At 39.2% G+C, this 18917-nt stretch carries 15 protein-coding genes; all 15 read left to right on the forward strand.

Annotation, left to right across the window (positions count from 1 at the left end; translation table 11 throughout):
• The first annotated feature begins 206 nt into the window (after window positions 1-206).
• On the forward strand, window positions 207-2207 hold the full coding sequence (locus tag J2S11_RS21825; RefSeq protein WP_307398260.1) for an S-layer homology domain-containing protein: 2001 nt from the start codon (window positions 207-209) through the stop codon (window positions 2205-2207).
• Between the two features lie 15 nt (window positions 2208-2222).
• A complete protein-coding gene (locus J2S11_RS21830; RefSeq protein WP_307398262.1) occupies window positions 2223-8462 on the forward strand; it encodes a DUF6531 domain-containing protein in 6240 nt (2079 codons plus the stop codon).
• Between the two features lie 245 nt (window positions 8463-8707).
• Window positions 8708-9793 (forward strand): RHS repeat-associated core domain-containing protein, encoded by a 1086-nt coding sequence (locus J2S11_RS21835; RefSeq protein WP_307398264.1) that lies wholly within the window; start codon window positions 8708-8710, stop codon window positions 9791-9793.
• Between the two features lie 17 nt (window positions 9794-9810).
• On the forward strand, window positions 9811-10050 hold the full coding sequence (locus J2S11_RS21840; protein WP_307398266.1) for a hypothetical protein: 240 nt from the start codon (window positions 9811-9813) through the stop codon (window positions 10048-10050).
• A gap of 69 nt (window positions 10051-10119) precedes the next feature.
• Window positions 10120-10395: a hypothetical protein gene (locus J2S11_RS21845; RefSeq protein WP_307398267.1), complete on the forward strand. Its 276-nt coding sequence runs from the start codon at window positions 10120-10122 to the stop codon at window positions 10393-10395.
• A gap of 102 nt (window positions 10396-10497) precedes the next feature.
• Window positions 10498-11067 carry a hypothetical protein gene (locus tag J2S11_RS21850; RefSeq protein WP_307398268.1) on the forward strand — a complete coding sequence of 190 codons (570 nt, stop codon included), beginning with the start codon at window positions 10498-10500 and terminating at the stop codon, window positions 11065-11067.
• A 51-nt stretch (window positions 11068-11118) separates the two neighbouring features.
• Window positions 11119-11574, forward strand: a complete 456-nt coding sequence (locus J2S11_RS21855; RefSeq protein WP_307398270.1) for a hypothetical protein — start codon at window positions 11119-11121, stop codon at window positions 11572-11574.
• Between the two features lie 198 nt (window positions 11575-11772).
• The gene (locus J2S11_RS21860; protein ID WP_307398272.1) at window positions 11773-11955 is read left to right on the forward strand and encodes a hypothetical protein; all 183 of its coding nucleotides are present in this window, start codon (window positions 11773-11775) and stop codon (window positions 11953-11955) included.
• A gap of 182 nt (window positions 11956-12137) precedes the next feature.
• Window positions 12138-12398, forward strand: a complete 261-nt coding sequence (locus tag J2S11_RS21865; protein WP_307398274.1) for a hypothetical protein — start codon at window positions 12138-12140, stop codon at window positions 12396-12398.
• A 362-nt stretch (window positions 12399-12760) separates the two neighbouring features.
• On the forward strand, window positions 12761-13339 hold the full coding sequence (locus J2S11_RS21870; protein WP_307398276.1) for a hypothetical protein: 579 nt from the start codon (window positions 12761-12763) through the stop codon (window positions 13337-13339).
• 27 nt (window positions 13340-13366) lie between these two features.
• Window positions 13367-13933, forward strand: a complete 567-nt coding sequence (locus J2S11_RS21875; RefSeq protein ID WP_307398279.1) for a hypothetical protein — start codon at window positions 13367-13369, stop codon at window positions 13931-13933.
• A gap of 497 nt (window positions 13934-14430) precedes the next feature.
• On the forward strand, window positions 14431-15201 hold the full coding sequence (locus tag J2S11_RS21880) for a lipase family protein (RefSeq protein ID WP_307398280.1): 771 nt from the start codon (window positions 14431-14433) through the stop codon (window positions 15199-15201).
• Between the two features lie 179 nt (window positions 15202-15380).
• Entirely contained in the window at window positions 15381-16577 is a 1197-nt protein-coding gene (locus tag J2S11_RS21885; protein ID WP_370875593.1) for a DEAD/DEAH box helicase, read from the forward strand.
• Window positions 16578-16851: 274 nt separating this feature from the next.
• Entirely contained in the window at window positions 16852-18114 is a 1263-nt protein-coding gene (locus J2S11_RS21890) for an MFS transporter (protein ID WP_307398282.1), read from the forward strand.
• A gap of 15 nt (window positions 18115-18129) precedes the next feature.
• On the forward strand, window positions 18130-18774 hold the full coding sequence (locus J2S11_RS21895) for a winged helix-turn-helix domain-containing protein (protein ID WP_307398284.1): 645 nt from the start codon (window positions 18130-18132) through the stop codon (window positions 18772-18774).
• The last annotated feature ends 143 nt before the right edge of the window (window positions 18775-18917 follow it).

Consider the following 18917-nt stretch of genomic DNA (forward strand, 5'->3'; position numbering starts at 1 on the left):
GAGGGAAAACTTCACGTACGGTTTGATGAGGAGGAGCTGGAATGAGTAAAGGCGACCTCACGGTCGCCAAGAAAATTTCAGTTCTTTACTCTACCGCTGGGAAAGTAAGGTTTTTTCTTAATTAAGAGAGGAGGAGATAAGGGAAGTAAAACATTAGTAAAAGATGAAAACATTAAGCAATCATAAGAAGAGAAGGAGAAAGGCATATGAGACAAGCCAAAGCACTAATTCCATTTATAATCATTTGTACGCTCTTATTTAGCCTGTTAGGGTGGCCCTTGTCGGAACAAAAAGCCTATGCTGCCTATACCTATGAATTTAGGGATACGGCCTCATCCACTCAGTTGAACGGGTCAGGTATATCTCTTTTTGAGCAGTATATGGTTTGGTATAAAGCTGATGCCGCTGGAAATAGGCAAATTCATTTTCAGAATCTGCAAACTGGTGAAGCACAACAAATCACCGATGTAGCATCAGCCAAGGAATCACCTCGTGTAGGAATCAATTCAAAGCAGCAGCCAGTTGTCGTGTGGAACGATAAAAGAAACCATGACCGCTTACAACCGCTGTGGGATATTTATGCTTATAACGTAGCTACTCAAGAAGAGATCAAGTTGAATACGGCTCAGGGTCAACTTGTCGCCCCTACTATTCATGGGGACTATGTTGTCTGGCACGACCTGACTGGTAGAGAAATGTACGTCTACGATCTAAACTCGGGACAAGCATCTTCGATAGGCAAAGGACGCTATCCAGTAGTAGCAAAAGGGCAGGTGCTCTATCAAAATGTCTCTGACGGCGGTTTAAGCCTCTATAACATTCAGAGCAAACAGACGAAAAAGGTCGTAGAGCTGCCTTACCATGAGTATGTTTTCGGATTTACCTTTAATGGTGACACAGCCTTATGGCTTAAAACGGACCTAGACGGCAGAGTAACGTATAGCTTTGCTCGGACAACGGAGCAGGAAATAACCGTTAAAGACCTCACAACACCTAAGAAGCAGGAGGTGCGAAGCTCAAGCATTGTCCTTGGCGAACGTTACGGGGCTTGGCTGGAAGTGAAAAATGGTGTGGCTCAAATTGTCGGAGTAGATCTAACGAATAGTCAAGCGTATCCGATTACTCAGGCCAATACGAATCAAACCTTATATGGCTTTAATGGCGACAGACTGATGATGAAGGATGCACAGGGTAACCTTATTTATCGCACAATTATCGCTATAAACAACAGTGACTCAGGCTCTCCTTCAACATCTCCAACGACAGCTAAGACGGCACAGAAGAAAATCGGAGCAACAGGCGGCAGTCTTGAAATCAGTAAGCTTGCCCACGTGCATATCCCTGCTGGTGTATTCTCGAAGGAAAGCTTAGTCAGCATGACTGAACAACAGCAAGCTATACAGAACCTACAGTCAAACATGGTGTCCTTAAGCAAGGCCATTGAGCTTTCTTCTGAGTTTCCTTTTGAACAAGATGCACAGCTAACGCTACATTTCGATCTGGCTAAGATTGTCCCTCACCAGCTCAAAAAGGTAGGTATCTATACATTTAACAAGGAGACGTCCTCTTGGAGCATTGTTGGCGGAGTGGCTGATGTAAGCACAAGCACGGTTCAGTCTGCTATTAAGCAGCCTGGTGTGTATGCCGTTATGCTCTATGACAAAACGTTCACAGATATTCAAAAGCACTGGGCTCAGCAGGAAATCGAAACCCTCGCCGCTAGATGGATTGTCAATGGCGTCAATGAGGAACGCTTTGCTCCAAATCAATCCGTGACCCGTGCGGAATTTATTAAAATGCTAACCGCTTCTCTTGGACTTGAGCCGATTGAAACAAAACAGTCGAGCTTTACTGATGTTCCTGCCTCACACTGGGCTTCTAGCTGGATTGAAGCTGGCTATCAAGCAGGGATTGTTCAAGGCAGCCAAGGAAAATTCCATTCCAATCAAACGATTACCAGAGAAGAAATGATGACCATGCTCGTCCGTGCCTTAGGACTGGAAGAAAGCACAGCTACACAGCAAACGCTACTAACTTTCAAGGACCATGCTGGAGTTAGTTCTTGGGCCAAGCCTTATGTAGCCTTAGCGATTGAACAGGGCTTAATCACAGGTACAGGCGGAGAGATTCAACCTGCTCAGGCTAGTACACGAGCTATGGCAGCAGTGGTCATGTACCGATTATTAGAAAAAGAGAAGAAGCTATAGAAAAGGAGTACACGCATGAGGAAAATGATTCATTTTGTATCTGCTAGGAAAAAGGCGATCTTATCCTGCTTCCTAGCGATCATTTTAACCGTAACAAGCATTCCTATCTTCCCTTTTCTAGGGGAGCATAAGGTCAAAGCGGATACGAACTTAGAAATTAACCCTTCACGATTTAACACCGTCTACGGTGGTGAAGCAGAAATCATCTTCAGCTATGAGGATATGCCTCATGATACAAGAATCGAGGTCATTGACCCCGTACAGCATCTTATTGCCAGCGATATGTATGAGCATGGGACAGACCACATAGTCATCTGGGATGGGAAAATTGGTGACCAGCCCGCTACCGATGGGATATATACGATCCAAGTCGAGCCGCAAGAGGAGAAATTCAAGGAATGGGCAAAGGAAGCTACAGTAGAGGTTTTTAATCCCAACCCACCTGCACCGAGAGACTTAGAGATTGAACCTAATCTTAGAAGTGATTCTCATGTCATCCGCGGGTTAGCAGAAAAGGGGACAGAGGTCACTCTCGAAATTAGATACACGAAGCGGGAAGGCTACGATCAAGTACCTGGAGAAACTGTAATGTATTCGTCTATTCCAGTACAAGATCAACGTAATAAGCTAGCTGATAAAACCATTGAGGCCAGCTATTTTACAGACTTTCCATTAAGAGACGACAACAAGCCGGAAGATTATGTGGGGGAATGGGAAATTGAGCTTTCGTTGAACGCTCATGAAATCGCCCACATTACGGCTACAGCGACACGGAAGATAGATGGAAAAAGCTCAGGTGTTTCAGAGGCGCTAGATGTTTTACGCTTTAAGGCACCTACCTACCACGTAACTTGGGAAGCTTTGGCTGGCTATTACTATAGAGCCATGGGTGTAGAAGAGATGGTAGCAGGAGCTAGTAAAATAGCCGAGTTTAATAGAGTTGAGAATGTTTGTGTGGAGGCGCGGACTTGCCCGGGGACGATCCTAAGAGGAACAAACATATTAATTATGGATCCAGTGTTGGCAGGAGCCATTCTGAGAGAAGAATTAGCCGACCTAACATGGGAAAAGATAGCCAATCGAACCGCTTTAAATACACCAAAATGGTGGGACCCTATTATTCTATCTACAGGGAACTTCTACTTCCAGCACATGAATATGGCCTTACAAGCTACTCTACCATTAGAGTTTGAAATCACGTATCACAGTAGAGACACGTATGATGGAGCGATTGGCGTAGGCTGGCATCATTCCTATGAATGGAGATTGGAGCACCGTGAGCAAGGAGTCATTTATGTGGTCACTCCAGAGGGAGCGATGTATGAATACATTCCTACAGGTAACGGACAATACCAAACACCAGTTGGTTTTTATGATACCCTTACTAAACTACCAAATGGAAAATACCAGCTAGAAACCCCTCAAAAGTGGAAATATGTCTTTAGAGAGGATGGAGTACTACTTTCCATTACAGATAATAATCAAAACCAAGCAACATTAAGCTATATAGGCACTGTACTTCAATCCGTTTCCACGCAAGGGGCTTCCATGACCCTTACTTACGGGAAGAGCGGTAAGCTAGAGAAGCTAACAGACCATTCAGGTCGCTCTGTACACTATGACTATAACGAGCTGACTCATGACTTAACTGGAGTTACTCTCGCTGATGGGGCTAAGATTGGATTTAAATATAATGAAAAGCATCAAATGACAGAAATGACGAACCCTAATGGCACAGCTACCTTGATCAACGAATACGACGATCAGGATCGTGTGATTAGACAAAGGGACTTTAATGGAGCTTGGGGAGAGATTCAGTACTTTCCTGAGCAGAAGAAAACAATCACCACAGATCCTTTTGGAAGAATGACAACGTTCCATTACGATGATAGATACCGTCAAACGAAGATTGAATACCCGAATGGAACTACAGAAGAATATGAGTATGACGTAAATGATAACATCACTCTATTCAGAGATAGAAATGGAAATGAGACTAGATACAAATATGACGAAAGAGGAAATCTCCTTCAAGTCATTGATCCAGTTGGAGCCGTTCTGAATGTGACCTACACATCCTTTAATCAGCCTGCTGTAGTGACAGATCCGTTAGGACAGAAGACGGTATTCGAATACGATAGCAAAGGGAATCTCCTAGCTCTAGTCGATGCGCTTGGTCAGCGCTTTGAGATTCAGGTAGATAGTAGAGGAAATATTACGCAGGTGAAGAATGCGAATGGTGAAGTAACCCGAATGACCAACGATTCCTTCGGCTTCCCGAGTCTTATTATCGATCCTGCAGGCAATCAATTAAAGGTTGAACGTGATTCGCTGCATTTAGTTAAGCAAATGACAGATCCACTAGGTAATGTAAGCAAGTACGAATACGATACTCGTGATCGGATGATTGCTTCCGTTAATGCATTAAATCAGCGAGAAACATATGCGTATGACAAGGATAGCAACCTAATTAGCTATACGAACGTTGCTGGGGCAAAAACAACATTCCAGTACAGCTTCGATCTTCCTACGTCTGTAACGGATGCCTTGAATCAAACGAATAGCTATAAGTACGACATCCTAGGCAACATTGTAGAAGAAAGACTAGCTAACGGAGCTGTAACCAAATACGAGTATGACGAGCTGGATCGTCTAATCAAGGTTATTGACCCTGAAGGCTATGTCAGCAATTATGCGTATGACGGTAACGGCAATTTGACTGCCTATTCCGATGCACAGGGTGGAACGCATCAAATCAGCTACGATTCTAGGAATCTACCGATTAGTATGACTGATGCTGAGGGATCAACAACAACCTATACGTATGATTTACTAGGAAGACTACTAAAAGAAACAAACACATTAGGAAACAGTACTTTTTACGAGTATGACGCTATTGGGCAATTAATCAAAGTAAGGGATGCCCTTCAAAATGAAACACACTATGAATATGATGCTGCGGGGCGTATGGTGAAAATGCGTAACCCTAATGGAGCTGTTTGGAGTCTGTCATATGATCGCCTAGGACAGTTAACTCAAGTAACCGATCCACTAGGTCAAGTTTCTACTTTAAGAAGAGATAGACTAGGTCGTGTGATTCAATCCGTAGATGAAGCAGGAGCGATCACCTCTTACTCCTATGATCAGTTACATCGAATCACGTCTATGACAAACGCTAATGGACATACGACACGCTTTACGTATGATGCTTTAGGCAACGTAACTCAGGTAACCGACGCCAAGAACCAAGCGACCACGTATAGCTATGATGTGTTAGGCAGGCTAATAGGAGTCACCAACGCGCTACAAAACCAAACAAGCTACACGTATGACCAAGTAGGAAACCTAACGAGTAAAACGGACGCACTAGGTAGAGCTACTCAGTACGTCTATAACCTAAGAAATGAAGTCATTCAAAGAATCAATCCATTAGATCAAGTGACTCAATTTTCTTATGATGGTAACGGGAATTTACTCACATTTATGTATCCAGATCAGACACAAACCCAATATGCATACGATCAAATGAACCGTGTATCGCAGGTCCTATACCATGACGGTAAGCAGGTAGCCTATGCGTATGATAGACTAGGGCGAAGAACGAACATGAATGACAGTACAGGAACGACCACCTATCAATATGATGCACTAAACCGTTTAACGGAAGTCACCAACATGTGGGACCAAACGGTGCAGTATGAGTGGACAGCTACTGGGCAACGAAGTAAGATTATTTATCCTGATCAGAGTACGGCTAGCTATCAATATGATTTACTTGATAGATTAGTTCAGGTCCGTGATCAGCGTGGTGAAACAACGACTTATGAGTACAATGCTCAAAGTCTAGTCACCACCAAGACTTTACCAAGCCAGGCTAAAAGCACATATGTCTATGACCAAGTCGGTCAGCTTCTAGAACTAGCTCACTCAAACCAGAGAGGGAAGGTCTTAGAACGGTTAAGATATACGTATGACCCTATTGGGAACCGCATACGTATGGATCGCTTTGATGACGGCAATGACGAGGATAAAGGTGACTCTGATTTTAGTAAAATGAAGACCAACGAATATGCCTATGATGCACTGAATCAGCTGATTCAGGTTCAAAGCTATAACACCTATGATCGCTCTGCTCTAGCTATGACTACGTATAGCTATGACGAAGTGGGTAACCGTTTAAGCAAAATCATGCATGTAGGTTCAATCTCAGACACGGAGCTGTATACGTATGATGCTGCGGATAAGCTCATTTATTGGGAAAATGGAGATGATTCCAAAGAGTATGAGTATGACCTAAGAGGAAACTTACTGAGGGTAATAGGGAACTCTGTTGAGACCGTGACACAGGAAGTCTATACTCCTCCAACCCTCGATGATGAGAACATTGAAGAGGAAGAACAAGGTATAGAGGAAGAAGATTTAGGCATAGAGGAAGAAGATGAAGAGCATGGTCAAGAAAATTGGAATGAAGAGTTAGAGCTAGAATTAAACAATCTTCTAGGTCTTAATGAACTAGATGATGATCTAAACAGCTTAAAGGCTACTGACACTTCTTTAGAAAATGAAGAGTCATTTGGAGAAGATCATGCTCCGGAATCCGTCACTGATCCTAAAGATGTGGACAACAGCGATGAACAGAATGAATTGGAGCAGGAGATGGAGCTTGAGGAAGATGTGATTCGAGAAATTCAAGAGCTTAACGAGCTCATTAGCATCAACCGTAAGTCAGATGTGATAGAGCAATATAGCTGGGGCTCTAATAACAAACTTATCCAAGCGATTAACCATAAAGGGGATATCACCAACTACTTCTATGACGGCGATGGCAACCGTGTTAAAATGACGTTAGACATCCAACGTGGTCCTGGAGGGAACAATGGTAACAACGGAAATAACAATGGTAATAATGGGAACAATGGAAATGGCAATAACGGCAATAATGGAAACGGAAATAACGGCAATGGCAACAATGGTAACGGTAATGGAAACAATGGGAACAACGGAAACGGTCATAACAAATGTGACTTCGTAGTGCCCCCAGGCTTTGTACCGCCAGGCTTAGCCAAGAAATGTGGAACTGGTGAAGATCCATATCCAGACAGTCACCCAGGTGGTCCGCGAGACGGGTGGGAGCATCAGCATAAAAAGCGCCATTGGGAGTTCCACTACACGAATGATGTAACCTTAGCTCTTCCAGAAGTGCTTCAGGTTGCTGAAATTGACACCACATTATGGCGCCAAACGTATGTGTATGGAGCCCATAATGAAAGAATCAGCATGAACTACGTCCCTGCCTATGACCATGATAACGGCTGGGAGCCTTCTCCTGGTGAGGGTGGAGCACAGCCAGGCACAACACCTAAAACACTGTATTTCTTGGCGGATGGTTTAGGCAGCACCTTAGGCTTACTCACGTATGATGGACGCATTTCTGCTCGCTACGATTACGATGAGTTTGGGATTGTCCAAAGTACAAAGAAGTTTGACATCAACTGGCCAGGGCCAGACAATATGTATGGCTATACGGGATTGGAATATGAGTACTACACAGATCTCAATTATGCTCGTGCTCGTTATTACAAGGCGGAGATTGGGCGATTCATTAGTGAGGATTCTTATTTAGGGGGTATCTTCAACCCACAAAGCCAAAATCTGTATACGTATGTGCATAATAACCCATTAATATATGTAGATCCAAGTGGTATGTCACCTGATGAGGCGGCTGATTTATATAAGGTTAACGAATATATTAATATGTTAAATAGAGAATACCACTGGGAAACAGAACGGGGAAATAGAGAGGAAGCGAATAATGCACTAAGAATTGCTACACAATATTTTAATAATTATAAGGTAAACTATAGCAAGTACGATCTAATAGGTGTTGGAAAATTACCACTCAAAGAATATTCCAATAATAGTAGTGATATAGCGATGAAATTTAGGCTTGACAATAATTTAAAAGACAAGCTCTATGTTGAAATCCCTGCAGGTTTTGAATTCTTAGGATATGAAGAGAGTACCTATACAATAATGCAGCAAATAGGAGGTAATATAACAAAATTTGTATCAAATTTAATTCAGAATCCAATCTCTATGCCTGTTACACTAACTTTAGACGACGTGGGCGTTCCGAAAGCGGGAGCGAAAAGAACCATACTATATATAGAAAAAGATAATAAAAATTATAACGCAGTAATTGAAACTTATAAGGGAGAAGCAACTTATATCAGAGGTTGGAAGCATTATAAGTAATTAATATAAAATAGTTCCAACCATAAGAATGATTTCTCTAAGGGTTCATAAGAAAAGCATTTGGAGCCTCCACTATGTCAAAAGTCTAAATCTAGCTTTGAAAACTGAAGTATACTCATTTTTATAATCATAAATGCCTTGTAAGGGATATTGTTTACTTTTACAAGGCATTTATTTTTTGAGCATACATTTTCAGACGGTACCTATGTCACGATGAGCGTGGATGTTTTCTCTCAAATGAAATCATGGGTATCAGTAAGGAGCAAAATATTCTCTCATCAGTTTCTAATATTGGGGGGGCGACAACTTCCCCTGGTGAGGGTGGAGCACAGCCAGGAACCACACCTAAAACCCTCTACTTCTTAGCAGATGGTTTAGGCAGCACCTTAAGCTTACTCACATATGATGGCCGAATTTCTTCTCGCTACGACTACGATGAGTTTGGAATTGTCCAAAGCACGAAGAAGTTTGACATCAACTGGCCGGGGCCAGACAATATGTATGGTTATACGGGATTGGAATATGAGTACTACACGGATCTTAATTATGCTCGTGCTCGTTATTACAAGGCGGAGATTGGTAGATTTATAAGTGAGGATTCTTATTTTGGGGATATCTTCAACCCACAAAGCCAAAATCTGTATACGTATGTGCATAATAACCCAGTCAATTTTATTGATTACACAGGAAATTGGTGTACATCTGCTGATAAAAGGTATGCTCATCCTGGTGCTTGCAGTAGTGTTAATAGTATATATATGCCTGACTATCTACATCACGGTTCTATAATATTTAACAAGGGTAGAGCTATTGGATATTTTGATTATTACACCAACAATACCATAGATGAATTGTTCTATGATTGGAGTTACTATGTAGATACCGTTTATAGAAATGCCCCAGATGAGATTCAAGAATCTTTAAGAACAAAAGCGTTTCAATATGGTACTGAAAACTACGGGACAGAGTATTTAATTAATGGGCTCGATTTCGGCCTTACTTTTATTAGCGGACCCGCAGGTACCATTATTAAGACTGGGAAATCCGTTAATAGAATAAATAGTAATTCTTCTAATGGTAAGGGTAAAAATGACCCAATGCCAAATCATTCAACTATACAGGGTAACAAACTACCAATGCAAGGAAAACCAAATTCATCTATTGATAGAGTTGATGACAAAGGGAAAGTTATTCAGAGAAGGTACTATGATGAAAATGGACGTCCAATTAGAGATGTTGATTTTACAGACCATGGACATCCTAAACATCATAATGTTCCACATGAACATATTTGGGATTTGAGTGACCCAAATAAACCTGTTCGTAGGTAGTTGAAGGGGGGATTATCTTGAAATATACCTTTGAAGAGTTAGTTAAAGATTTAGAGATGGGACATGAAGTTGAATTTTGGTTTGAGGACAATAAATATTCTATAAGCCATAATGAAAATGGATGGTTCTTTAAGAAATTTGGTGATGAATTTTTTCAAACATATACAGACCCTTCCTCACTTTTAGCTAAAGTAAAGGTAGACTCCAAATCACTTAAAGAGATTTGGAATGAAGTTAAAATAGAGTCAGTTTTTTAAACCAATTATTTAAGTAAAAGATCTTGTCGGGGATTAACTCCCACAAGGTCTTTTTGTTACGGATACCCAGTGCCGAATAAACGAACAAGATATTCATATCAACTTACACAATTGGGGAGCTGGAGAGGTCCTGTAGGGAATAGGCTTTTTGCACAGACTTTGGATCCTTCAACAATCATAGATATTGATATTGTTAGCTCACAAGGTGAAGGATTACTTGATCAAGCAGCCAGGTGGTTCTTAGGTGGTCATATGGATTATTTTGATCGTAACTTACAAGATAAAAATGGTGTAAATAACCTACGTAAAACAATAGATGCAATATGGGGAGGTATTAAACCCTAACAATACTTAGTTGAGAATAAAACTAGAGGGTATGATTTATTGTACCCTCCCCCTGTAATGTATACCTCTCATATTAGATGCTAAATACGAAGGAGAAGTATGATGAAAAAACTTTATTCTAAAAAGCGATACGTTTTACTATCAATCATTTTTATATTTATTATTGCCTACACCATTTTCATCAATTGGCCAAAAACCATTTCCCCACCTGGTTCTGTACTTACTGAAGAAATGATTGAACGAGATTTAAAAATATTAGCCGGAAAGGATAGTTTTGTTTCACCCATTTATTTTATTAAAGCTGAAATATCTTTGAATGACATAGTTGAAGAGGAGCTAATTAAACAGAAATCCTTACATCCAGAAGATCAGATTATTAAACTAACCATTAGAAGTAAGGACCTGTTCTCTATCCCTTATGAGGTGGAGTATGCTATGCGTGTATGGCACTATCTAAAAGTTAGACAAGCACCATACCCTACAGAAGCCCTACTTATCTATGCCTATGAAGGTGGACTAAGTGGAAAATACCCTATTCTCGTAACTTTAGATGAATACGAAGAATTATATCAAGAAAACATTAACCCAGAGATGGATGAATCTGAAGTAGTTCAAATATTAACACAAAAATGGATCGAGAAAAATGATTATAGTAGATGGGGACTAGAGTAACGCTCAATAAACTTTTTATATAGACCCGTAAATATTAAGGAGAATTTTGTTATGGAGTTATTCCCAGATAAAACAATAAAAGAGTATATGGAGTACAAAAATGCTAATCCAAATCATTTTAATTGGTGGAGCTACATGAATATTAAAGCTGACCTACAAACAGCATTGGCATTTGCAAAGTTTTATTATCCCGAAATAGTAGAAGAGCAAGGGTACTTTTTATTAAAAGATAAATATACTGAAAATTTATTAGAAGATTGGAAAGCAGAATGTCAGGGAGACAAGAATTGTGTAGAAAAAATGATGAACATGTATGAATTAAAAGATTTTTTTCATATCAATGTTAACGAACAAGAAAATGAAGTCGTACAAACTAAAATACTGGGTGATGTAATCCAATTATTCTGGTCTATGAGCTTTAATCATCGATTTCCAAAACGGAACATTATTGTAGAAATATACGAAGAACATGAATCGTTATTTATCACTGTCTATGAGAACTGCTGAACAATCTTATTACAGTAGTAAAAACTCATCTTGATTAACTACACTATTTATTCAAGGGGAGCTTTTATATTCGTCTATTTGGTAGATTCCAAAGTTGGGCTAGTGAGTGGTAGTACCCAAGAAAAAGTAGACGTTAAAAATACACCTAAAGTCTTTGGCGGTAAGCCTACCGATCGCAACATTCAAAGGGGGAGGAAGATGCAAGTATGGTTAAAGGTTCTATTAGTAGCAGTACTCGTTTTTAGTGCCTCATCTTTTGTCTGGTTTTTGCTGGGTTCAACAGCATATTTCCAACGAGAAATGGATATTATTGGAACTGGAATTTTAGTTAGTCTAGGGTTTCCTGCTGTTTTGATTATAAGTGTGTTTACTTTAAACTAATAAAAGGATGGACCCCCACTAGTCGAGAAGCTTATATAGGATTCTTCACTGGATTAATAGTACTTACGTTACTCTCTACCTACCTCATTTATAGTGTCAATGCTAACGGTTGGTTAATTGAACGAATAAGAAGTGATACAATAAAAATAACTTCGGATGAGAAATATGAGTATCGCATTGACTTGATTAATGTATTTCAAAGAAATAGCCATGCACAGCTTTATCTAAAAAATATCTCAACGGGAGAAGAAAAGAATATCCCTACTGATATTCAGACAAAAAAAATGGTTGGTCTTAGGGTTAAAGATGTTAATCATTGGGTCATTCTAGAGCCATCCGACGGTTTGCATCAGTATACTTTGTCTACAACAAAGGAACTTGGTATTCCCATTGAGAAGTTTGAGATTAATGTCAACACAGGAGCTGTAAAAAGATTGGAATAAATTGAATCCCGAATATATTGATGATAAATCACAACCGAGACCAGCCTTGAAATTAATCTGAAAAGCGCTCAATAAAGATAAAAAGCTTGGAAAGAAGTTGTCTCTTCTCTCCAAGCTTTTTTCGATTCTATCATTGTTTCCTGACTAGTAAGTCTCGATGACTGTATCTTTCGTAGTTATTTCGATGGTGGTCAACCCAACTGCGATCTACCTTACCAATTTCAACGATCGCATTCCCTAACCTTTAAACCTAGTAATACCGATATAATAAGTATCAAGAGTAAAGGAAGAGAGTCAGAGCCAAATCAAGAAAATCATTCAATGGATGCAGTTAAGAAAGCACTAAAGGAGGCAGGGTACAATTGAGATTTAATACCTTTTCAGTTGCAATTACTATAGTAATAGTTTTTGTTGGAATCATCGCATCCATTACAATTTCACCGTGGTTTGCATTATTTTTGGGAATATCCTTAACGCCAAATCCACCCAAACCGGAAATTACGTACGGTGAATTTCCATTTCGTTTAGAATATGAAATTAATGGGGAAACAATAATCATTGAAGACACTTTGATTTGTGAATATGATGGTATTGGCGCAGATGTAGGTCGAGGCAAATATCGTAAATGGAAAGATAGATTAGCTAGCGGTAATGAAAGAGTAACACTCTTAAAATTGAATGACACAATCGAAATATACTATTCTCCTGGGAGTGCAAAATACTATATGGATGATTTAGCTGACTACGTAGAGTTCAATCACGAATTCCCAAATGCTTCTATTATTCAAAAAGTTGGAGAAACAACTAGTTATAGAACAATCCACTCAGATCAATTACTTGAACAATACAATATAAAATTGATTAGTTGGGACTATACTCAACCCATTAAGAATACTTTTTCTAAGAAAAAAAGTGGTGTTATCACCATAAGTAAACAATAGATCCAATAAATACGAAGGGAAAGTATGATGAAAAAACTCTTTTCAAAAAAACTTTACGTGATACTAACGATCCTTTCTATACTTATTACCGGCTATATTATATACAACAATTGGCCAAAAACCATTTCCCCACCTGGTTCTGTACTTACCGAAGAGATGATTGAACAAGATTTAAAAATATTGGCCGGACAGGATAGTTTTGTTTCGCCCATATATTTTTTTAAAGCTGAAGTACCCTTGAATAATCCTATTAATAAAAGATTAATGGAAGAGGTAGCTGTGCCAGAAGATCAAATCATTCAGCTTATAATAAAAAGCAAAAAATTATTTTCTACACCTTATGAGGTAGAATATGCGATGCGAGTATGGGACTATTTAAATAAGCGACATACACCCTATCCTATAAAAGCCTTGCTTATTGTTGCCTATGAAGGTGGACTAAGTGGAAACTATCCAATTGTAATAACCCTTGATGAATATGAAGAATTGTATCAAGAAAACATTAAACAAGGTATGGATGAATCCGAAATGGTTCAATTATTAACACAAAAATGGATCGAGAAAAATAACTATAGTAGATGGGGACTAGAGTAACGCTAAAAATAGTGAAAGCTTGTAATTGAGCCTCTAGATATGTTTTAGAAATTTGGAGTGATAATTGTGACTGGTATAGAGATAATTTTTTATGGCATTTTTATAAATATTACCATTGCATTGAAATGTAGATTTTTAGGAGGAAATAGAAATAGTATACTATTGACATTACTATTATTGAATGTCGTACTATTTTTTCTATACTTGTACCAATTCGGATTTTCAATTATATCATTGGCTTTGGTAGTTGTATTAAACTTTATATATGGATTATTGTATTTCGAAATTCACTCTAGATGATAAAAGAGATCTACTGAAAACAAAACTTAAATAATTTTAAAAGTGTGCTACGACCTCTCAGTTAGCTATCACTTATTCTAATTAGGAGGAATTTACTCAGGATAGGAATTTACCACGTATCTAAATTATACTCGTCATTATAAAGCGGAGATGGGTAGATTTATAATAAGGAATTATATTTGGGAGATATGTAGAATATGCAGACTCAAGATATGCACACTAACCCGTTAACATATACTGACCCAAGTGGATTTGCAGCTTCTTCGAAAAACTTTGACTATACGGTTTACTTTGTTGCCGGAATCAAAACCTTTCATGGTTTTTTTAGACAGCTCGAAAAAGCCATAATAGATCTGTATGATCAAGTAAACAAAACTGTATGTGTAAAAGTCTTATATCCATATGGGGATGCTAGCAAGGGCTTCATTTCACAATCACGCAATGTTAGACATGACTACAGACTTAGAGAAAACAACGCCTTAGCGTCAGAGGGTGGGAATGTTGTAAGAACCCAAGCCCAAAGCTATTATGCTGGAGGGGAAATGGTTTTTATTGGGCACAGTGGCGGAGGAGTAGCATCCTACCACGGTGCAAAAATGTTAGAAGAACTAGATGGTTTTAAAGTAAAACAGGTCGTGCAGGTTGGATCTCCGAAAGTGAATATATCTCCGTCCTTTAAGAATAAAGTAACGTATGTCTACAATTCTAATGATCCAGTTACACAATTGGGAAGCTGGAGAGGCCCTGTAGGAGATAAACTTTTTGTACAGAACCTGGACCCCTCAACAATAATCAATATAGACACTGTTAGATCACAAGGTAAAGGATTAACCGTTCGGGCAACACTGAAGATATTGGGCGGTCATATGGATTATTTTAACCCCCAGAGAGTTGATAGCAATAATATTGATAACCTAAGTAAAACAATAAATGCGATATGGAGAGTTATAAAACCACAATACGACTAAGGCGTGTTGTGGTCTTTTGCTATTATACTCGTTTTACTCCCAAGAGGAATGACATTATAATAATATGTAAATCTGTGGTACAATAACGGACATGCTTATTTAACTTATCCTCAAAGCTACGTAATAAATGTGATTAAGATGAGAGTGTTCACTAGATATATTGTTGAAGGAGAAGGATAATGACAGACAACCAAGCATTGATACCAACGCTACAGCCTTTTATACAGGGGAATTGGAGAAAAGCAGGCTTTACAGCCCCATCTACCGTACAATTAAAAGCCATACCTCAAGGACTTGAAGGCAAGGATATGATCGTAGAATCTCCTACTGGAACAGGGAAAACTTTGGCATATTTAATTCCCCTTCTAGAGAAAATGGAAGTAGAAAAAAAAGAAGTACAAGCTGTTATCTTAGCTCCTTCCAGAGAGCTTGTGATGCAAATTCAACAGGAATTCCAAAAGTGGTCTGAGGGAAGTGGTCTTACAGGGACTGCTCTAATTGGTGGAGCGAATGTAAAGAATCAAATTGAAAAGCTTAAAGGTAAGCCTCAATTCATTGTGGGTACACCAGGACGTATTTTAGAGCTAATTAAATTGAAAAAGCTTAAAATGCATCAGGTCCGAACGATTGTATTGGATGAAGGGGATCAGCTGCTTGTTCCTGAGCACAAAGAAACCATTCATCAGATTACTAAGACGACCTTACAGGATCGTCAGCTATTACTTTTCTCTGCAACACTACCTCAAGAGGTTGAGCAGGGAATGAAGGAGCTGATGAAGAATGCAGAAGTCCTTCGAATAAAGAAAGACAAGGAAGCCTCAGGTAAGGTAGAGCATATCTATATTGTGTGTGAGCAGAGAGAGAAGATTGATGTGCTTAGGAAATTGGTTAGAATGGGAGACATTAAAGCACTAGGTTTTGTGCGTGACATTGGAAATCTCTCAGTAATTGGCGAAAAGCTGACATTCGGAAATCTAGATATGGCCGTTTTACACAGTGACACGAGAAAGAATGAAAGAGCGAAGGCATTAAAGGATTTAAGAATAGGAAACGTTCCTTTGCTACTAGCTACTGATGTTGCGGCTAGAGGGTTAGATATTGAAGATCTCACTCATGTTATTCATGTTGATCTAGCTAAGGATGCGCAGCAATATATCCATCGTTCTGGAAGGACGGGTAGAATGGGGAGATCAGGAGTCGTGGTTTCGATCGTCAACCCTAGAGAGGAACGAGATCTGAAAAAGCTAGAAAAAGAGTTAGATCTGAAGCTAAAAGAGAAATTCATCTATAAAGGACAGTTAGTGGATCAGAAGCGTAACCAGGAAGCAAAGAGAAGCATGCCTTCAAAGCGTAGTAAAGGTAAGCAAAAAAGATAAGAAACATAGCAGTGACTAATGAAGTGATGATGAAGCTATGAAGATCAAAAGTAAAATAATATCGAGTGACCAAGCCTTACTGAGGAGGATCAGTAGGGCTTTTTTTAATCTAATTATAAAGCAATTGGTACGTAAAAATTTATCGTTAAAAATTTTTTTAACGAAAACACTTTACAAATTCTCCTTGTTCATTTAATATAAATTTATCGATAAAATATATTTTAACGGATAAAATAAATTTAATGAGTTTAAGATATAAGGGAGGAAGAAGTATATGTTAGCTCTTTTTAAAAACAAAGCGTATTTAAAATTTTGGTTAGCTCAAACGATAGCAAGTCTTGGAGATGGAATCTCTAGAGTTATCATCACGTATCTGGTGGCTATGCATTCGCAAAATCCATTATTGGTGGGACTCGTTATTTTTGCTCAGCTACTTCCAGGGGCTGTGTTCGGAATTTTTATGGGCCCGTTAGCGGATCGGATGTCACGTAGATGGCTTATGGTTGGTTCAGATTTTTATCGTATGATTGTTGTTGTAGGGATGATCTTTTTTCAGGGTTCAGCGATGGCTTTAATTGGTCTAGTTTTTCTGCAGGGGATCGGAGCAGCACTTTTTGATCCAGCAAGGGCCTCCTCTATTCCAGCTCTAGTTGGTGAAAAGCAAATTCCACAGGCTATAGGATTATCGCAAGGAACCTCATCTGCCATGCAGATTATTGGGCCAGCGTTAGGAGGTCTACTGCTACTGCTCGCCAGTCCAACCTTGAATTTCTCTGTAAATGCTTTAACTTACTTGATTTCTGCGTTATTGTTACTACCTTTAACGATGCTAGGTAAACCAGAAGCGACGGGGGCGACAGAATCATATTTGAGCTCTATACGTTCAGGGATCAAGGGTGTCATGAGTTTTCCTGCTTTACGCTTTCTCTTAGTTTTACTCATTCCTGTTATCTTTGCGGTAGGAATTCTAAACACAAATCTTAGTGCCATTATGCTCTTTACCTTTGAGGTACCCGCCACGGACTTTGCTTTCTTATCCACTTTTCTCGGCATTGGGGCTATGGTGGGCTCACTGATTGGTCCGACTCTTTTGCAAAAGTTTCGACCATCTCTATTACTATTAACGAGTACTGGACTTATTGGACTTTGGATGGCAGGAGTAATTCCATTGGATATGCTTAGAACAGAATATGGGTTGAGCGTAGTCTATGTTTGGTATCTAGTGACAGGAGTATTAAACGCATTAATCAATGTTCCTTTAAGTAGCTTGTTCCTAGGATTAACACCACAGGAATTTAGAGGAAGAGGAGCAGCCTTATTTACAATGACAGTCAGTAGCTTTCAACTGATAGGAATCTTAGTCGGAGGCTGGTTAGCTGGAGAGCTAGGCGCTTTGCTTGCCACTCTTATTGCTGGTATGATGTTAGTAGGAAGTGTGCTTGTCTTACCTTTACTGAAAGGCTATAAAGCCTTGCACAACGTAGGGGAAAAGAAGAAGGATACAGTAAAGCTAGAGGATCAGCTAGCTACCGATTAACCGGAGGTTGTTGTGATGTCAAAGAAAAAGATACAGGATATAGAGTTAGCCAAAATACTTTTTGATGAGCGTAAACGAAGAATTATGGATGTCGCCAAGACCGAGCCCATAACTGTAGCTCAAATGGCAGAGATGCTAGAGGAGAAGCCTTCCAGATTATATTATCATGTAAATAAGTTAGAGGATGCAGGTCTATTAGAGCTAAAGGATACGAAGCAGCATGGAAATCTAATTGAAAAGTACTACCAATCTGTACGAAATGAAACGATGGAACTAGATGATATTCTGATGAAGGAGCATTCCGGCGAGCTTATACAATTGATTAGACAGGTCATAAGTCCAGGGATGAAGCTTCTTGAGGAACAAATGAAGAATCGTCCCGACATAGAAAAGCCTGTGCAAATGAATATTAGCTATAAAAAGCAGACGATAAGGGACTGGGTTCAATCGATGGAAAAATTAGAAACAGCTTTTGCTGACAGGCAAACGGATTCTAATTTGGAAGAAAAACTGAAGAAGTATGCAGCAGAGAATGTTGATAAAGAATCAAATTTTGCGTATGTTATTCTTAGCTATCGAATTGAGGACACGGACGCAGCCATTATACCTGATGTAGAGGATGTACCTGCTGTTTCTGTAGATAAAAAAGATACTGAATAACGATTTAGCACATTATTGTATGAATAAAAGAGCTGTCCCACTTAGGTTTTTGAACTGCCCCCTGTCAAGTAGACAGTGGAATAAATAAAAGCTTAACACCAATCATAATTATGTGGTTGGTGTTATTTTTAAGCTGCTAAACT

Source organism: Bacillus horti, from assembly GCF_030813115.1.
Classification (GTDB): Bacteria; Bacillota; Bacilli; order Caldalkalibacillales; family JCM-10596; genus Bacillus_CH; species Bacillus_CH horti.

Excerpts from the sequence above, each read along its gene's own strand:
- J2S11_RS21825 (WP_307398260.1), top strand. The coding sequence starts at position 207 with ATGAGACAAGCCAAAGCACTAATTCCATTTATAATCATTTGTACGCTC.
- J2S11_RS21830 (WP_307398262.1), top strand. The coding sequence starts at position 2,223 with ATGAGGAAAATGATTCATTTTGTATCTGCTAGGAAAAAGGCGATCTTA.
- J2S11_RS21835 (WP_307398264.1), top strand. The coding sequence starts at position 8,708 with ATGGGTATCAGTAAGGAGCAAAATATTCTCTCATCAGTTTCTAATATT.
- J2S11_RS21850 (WP_307398268.1), top strand. The coding sequence starts at position 10,498 with ATGAAAAAACTTTATTCTAAAAAGCGATACGTTTTACTATCAATCATT.
- J2S11_RS21855 (WP_307398270.1), top strand. The coding sequence starts at position 11,119 with ATGGAGTTATTCCCAGATAAAACAATAAAAGAGTATATGGAGTACAAA.
- J2S11_RS21860 (WP_307398272.1), top strand. The coding sequence starts at position 11,773 with ATGCAAGTATGGTTAAAGGTTCTATTAGTAGCAGTACTCGTTTTTAGT.
- J2S11_RS21875 (WP_307398279.1), top strand. The coding sequence starts at position 13,367 with ATGAAAAAACTCTTTTCAAAAAAACTTTACGTGATACTAACGATCCTT.
- J2S11_RS21880 (WP_307398280.1), top strand. The coding sequence starts at position 14,431 with ATGCAGACTCAAGATATGCACACTAACCCGTTAACATATACTGACCCA.
- J2S11_RS21885 (WP_370875593.1), top strand. The coding sequence starts at position 15,381 with ATGACAGACAACCAAGCATTGATACCAACGCTACAGCCTTTTATACAG.
- J2S11_RS21890 (WP_307398282.1), top strand. The coding sequence starts at position 16,852 with ATGTTAGCTCTTTTTAAAAACAAAGCGTATTTAAAATTTTGGTTAGCT.
- J2S11_RS21895 (WP_307398284.1), top strand. The coding sequence starts at position 18,130 with ATGTCAAAGAAAAAGATACAGGATATAGAGTTAGCCAAAATACTTTTT.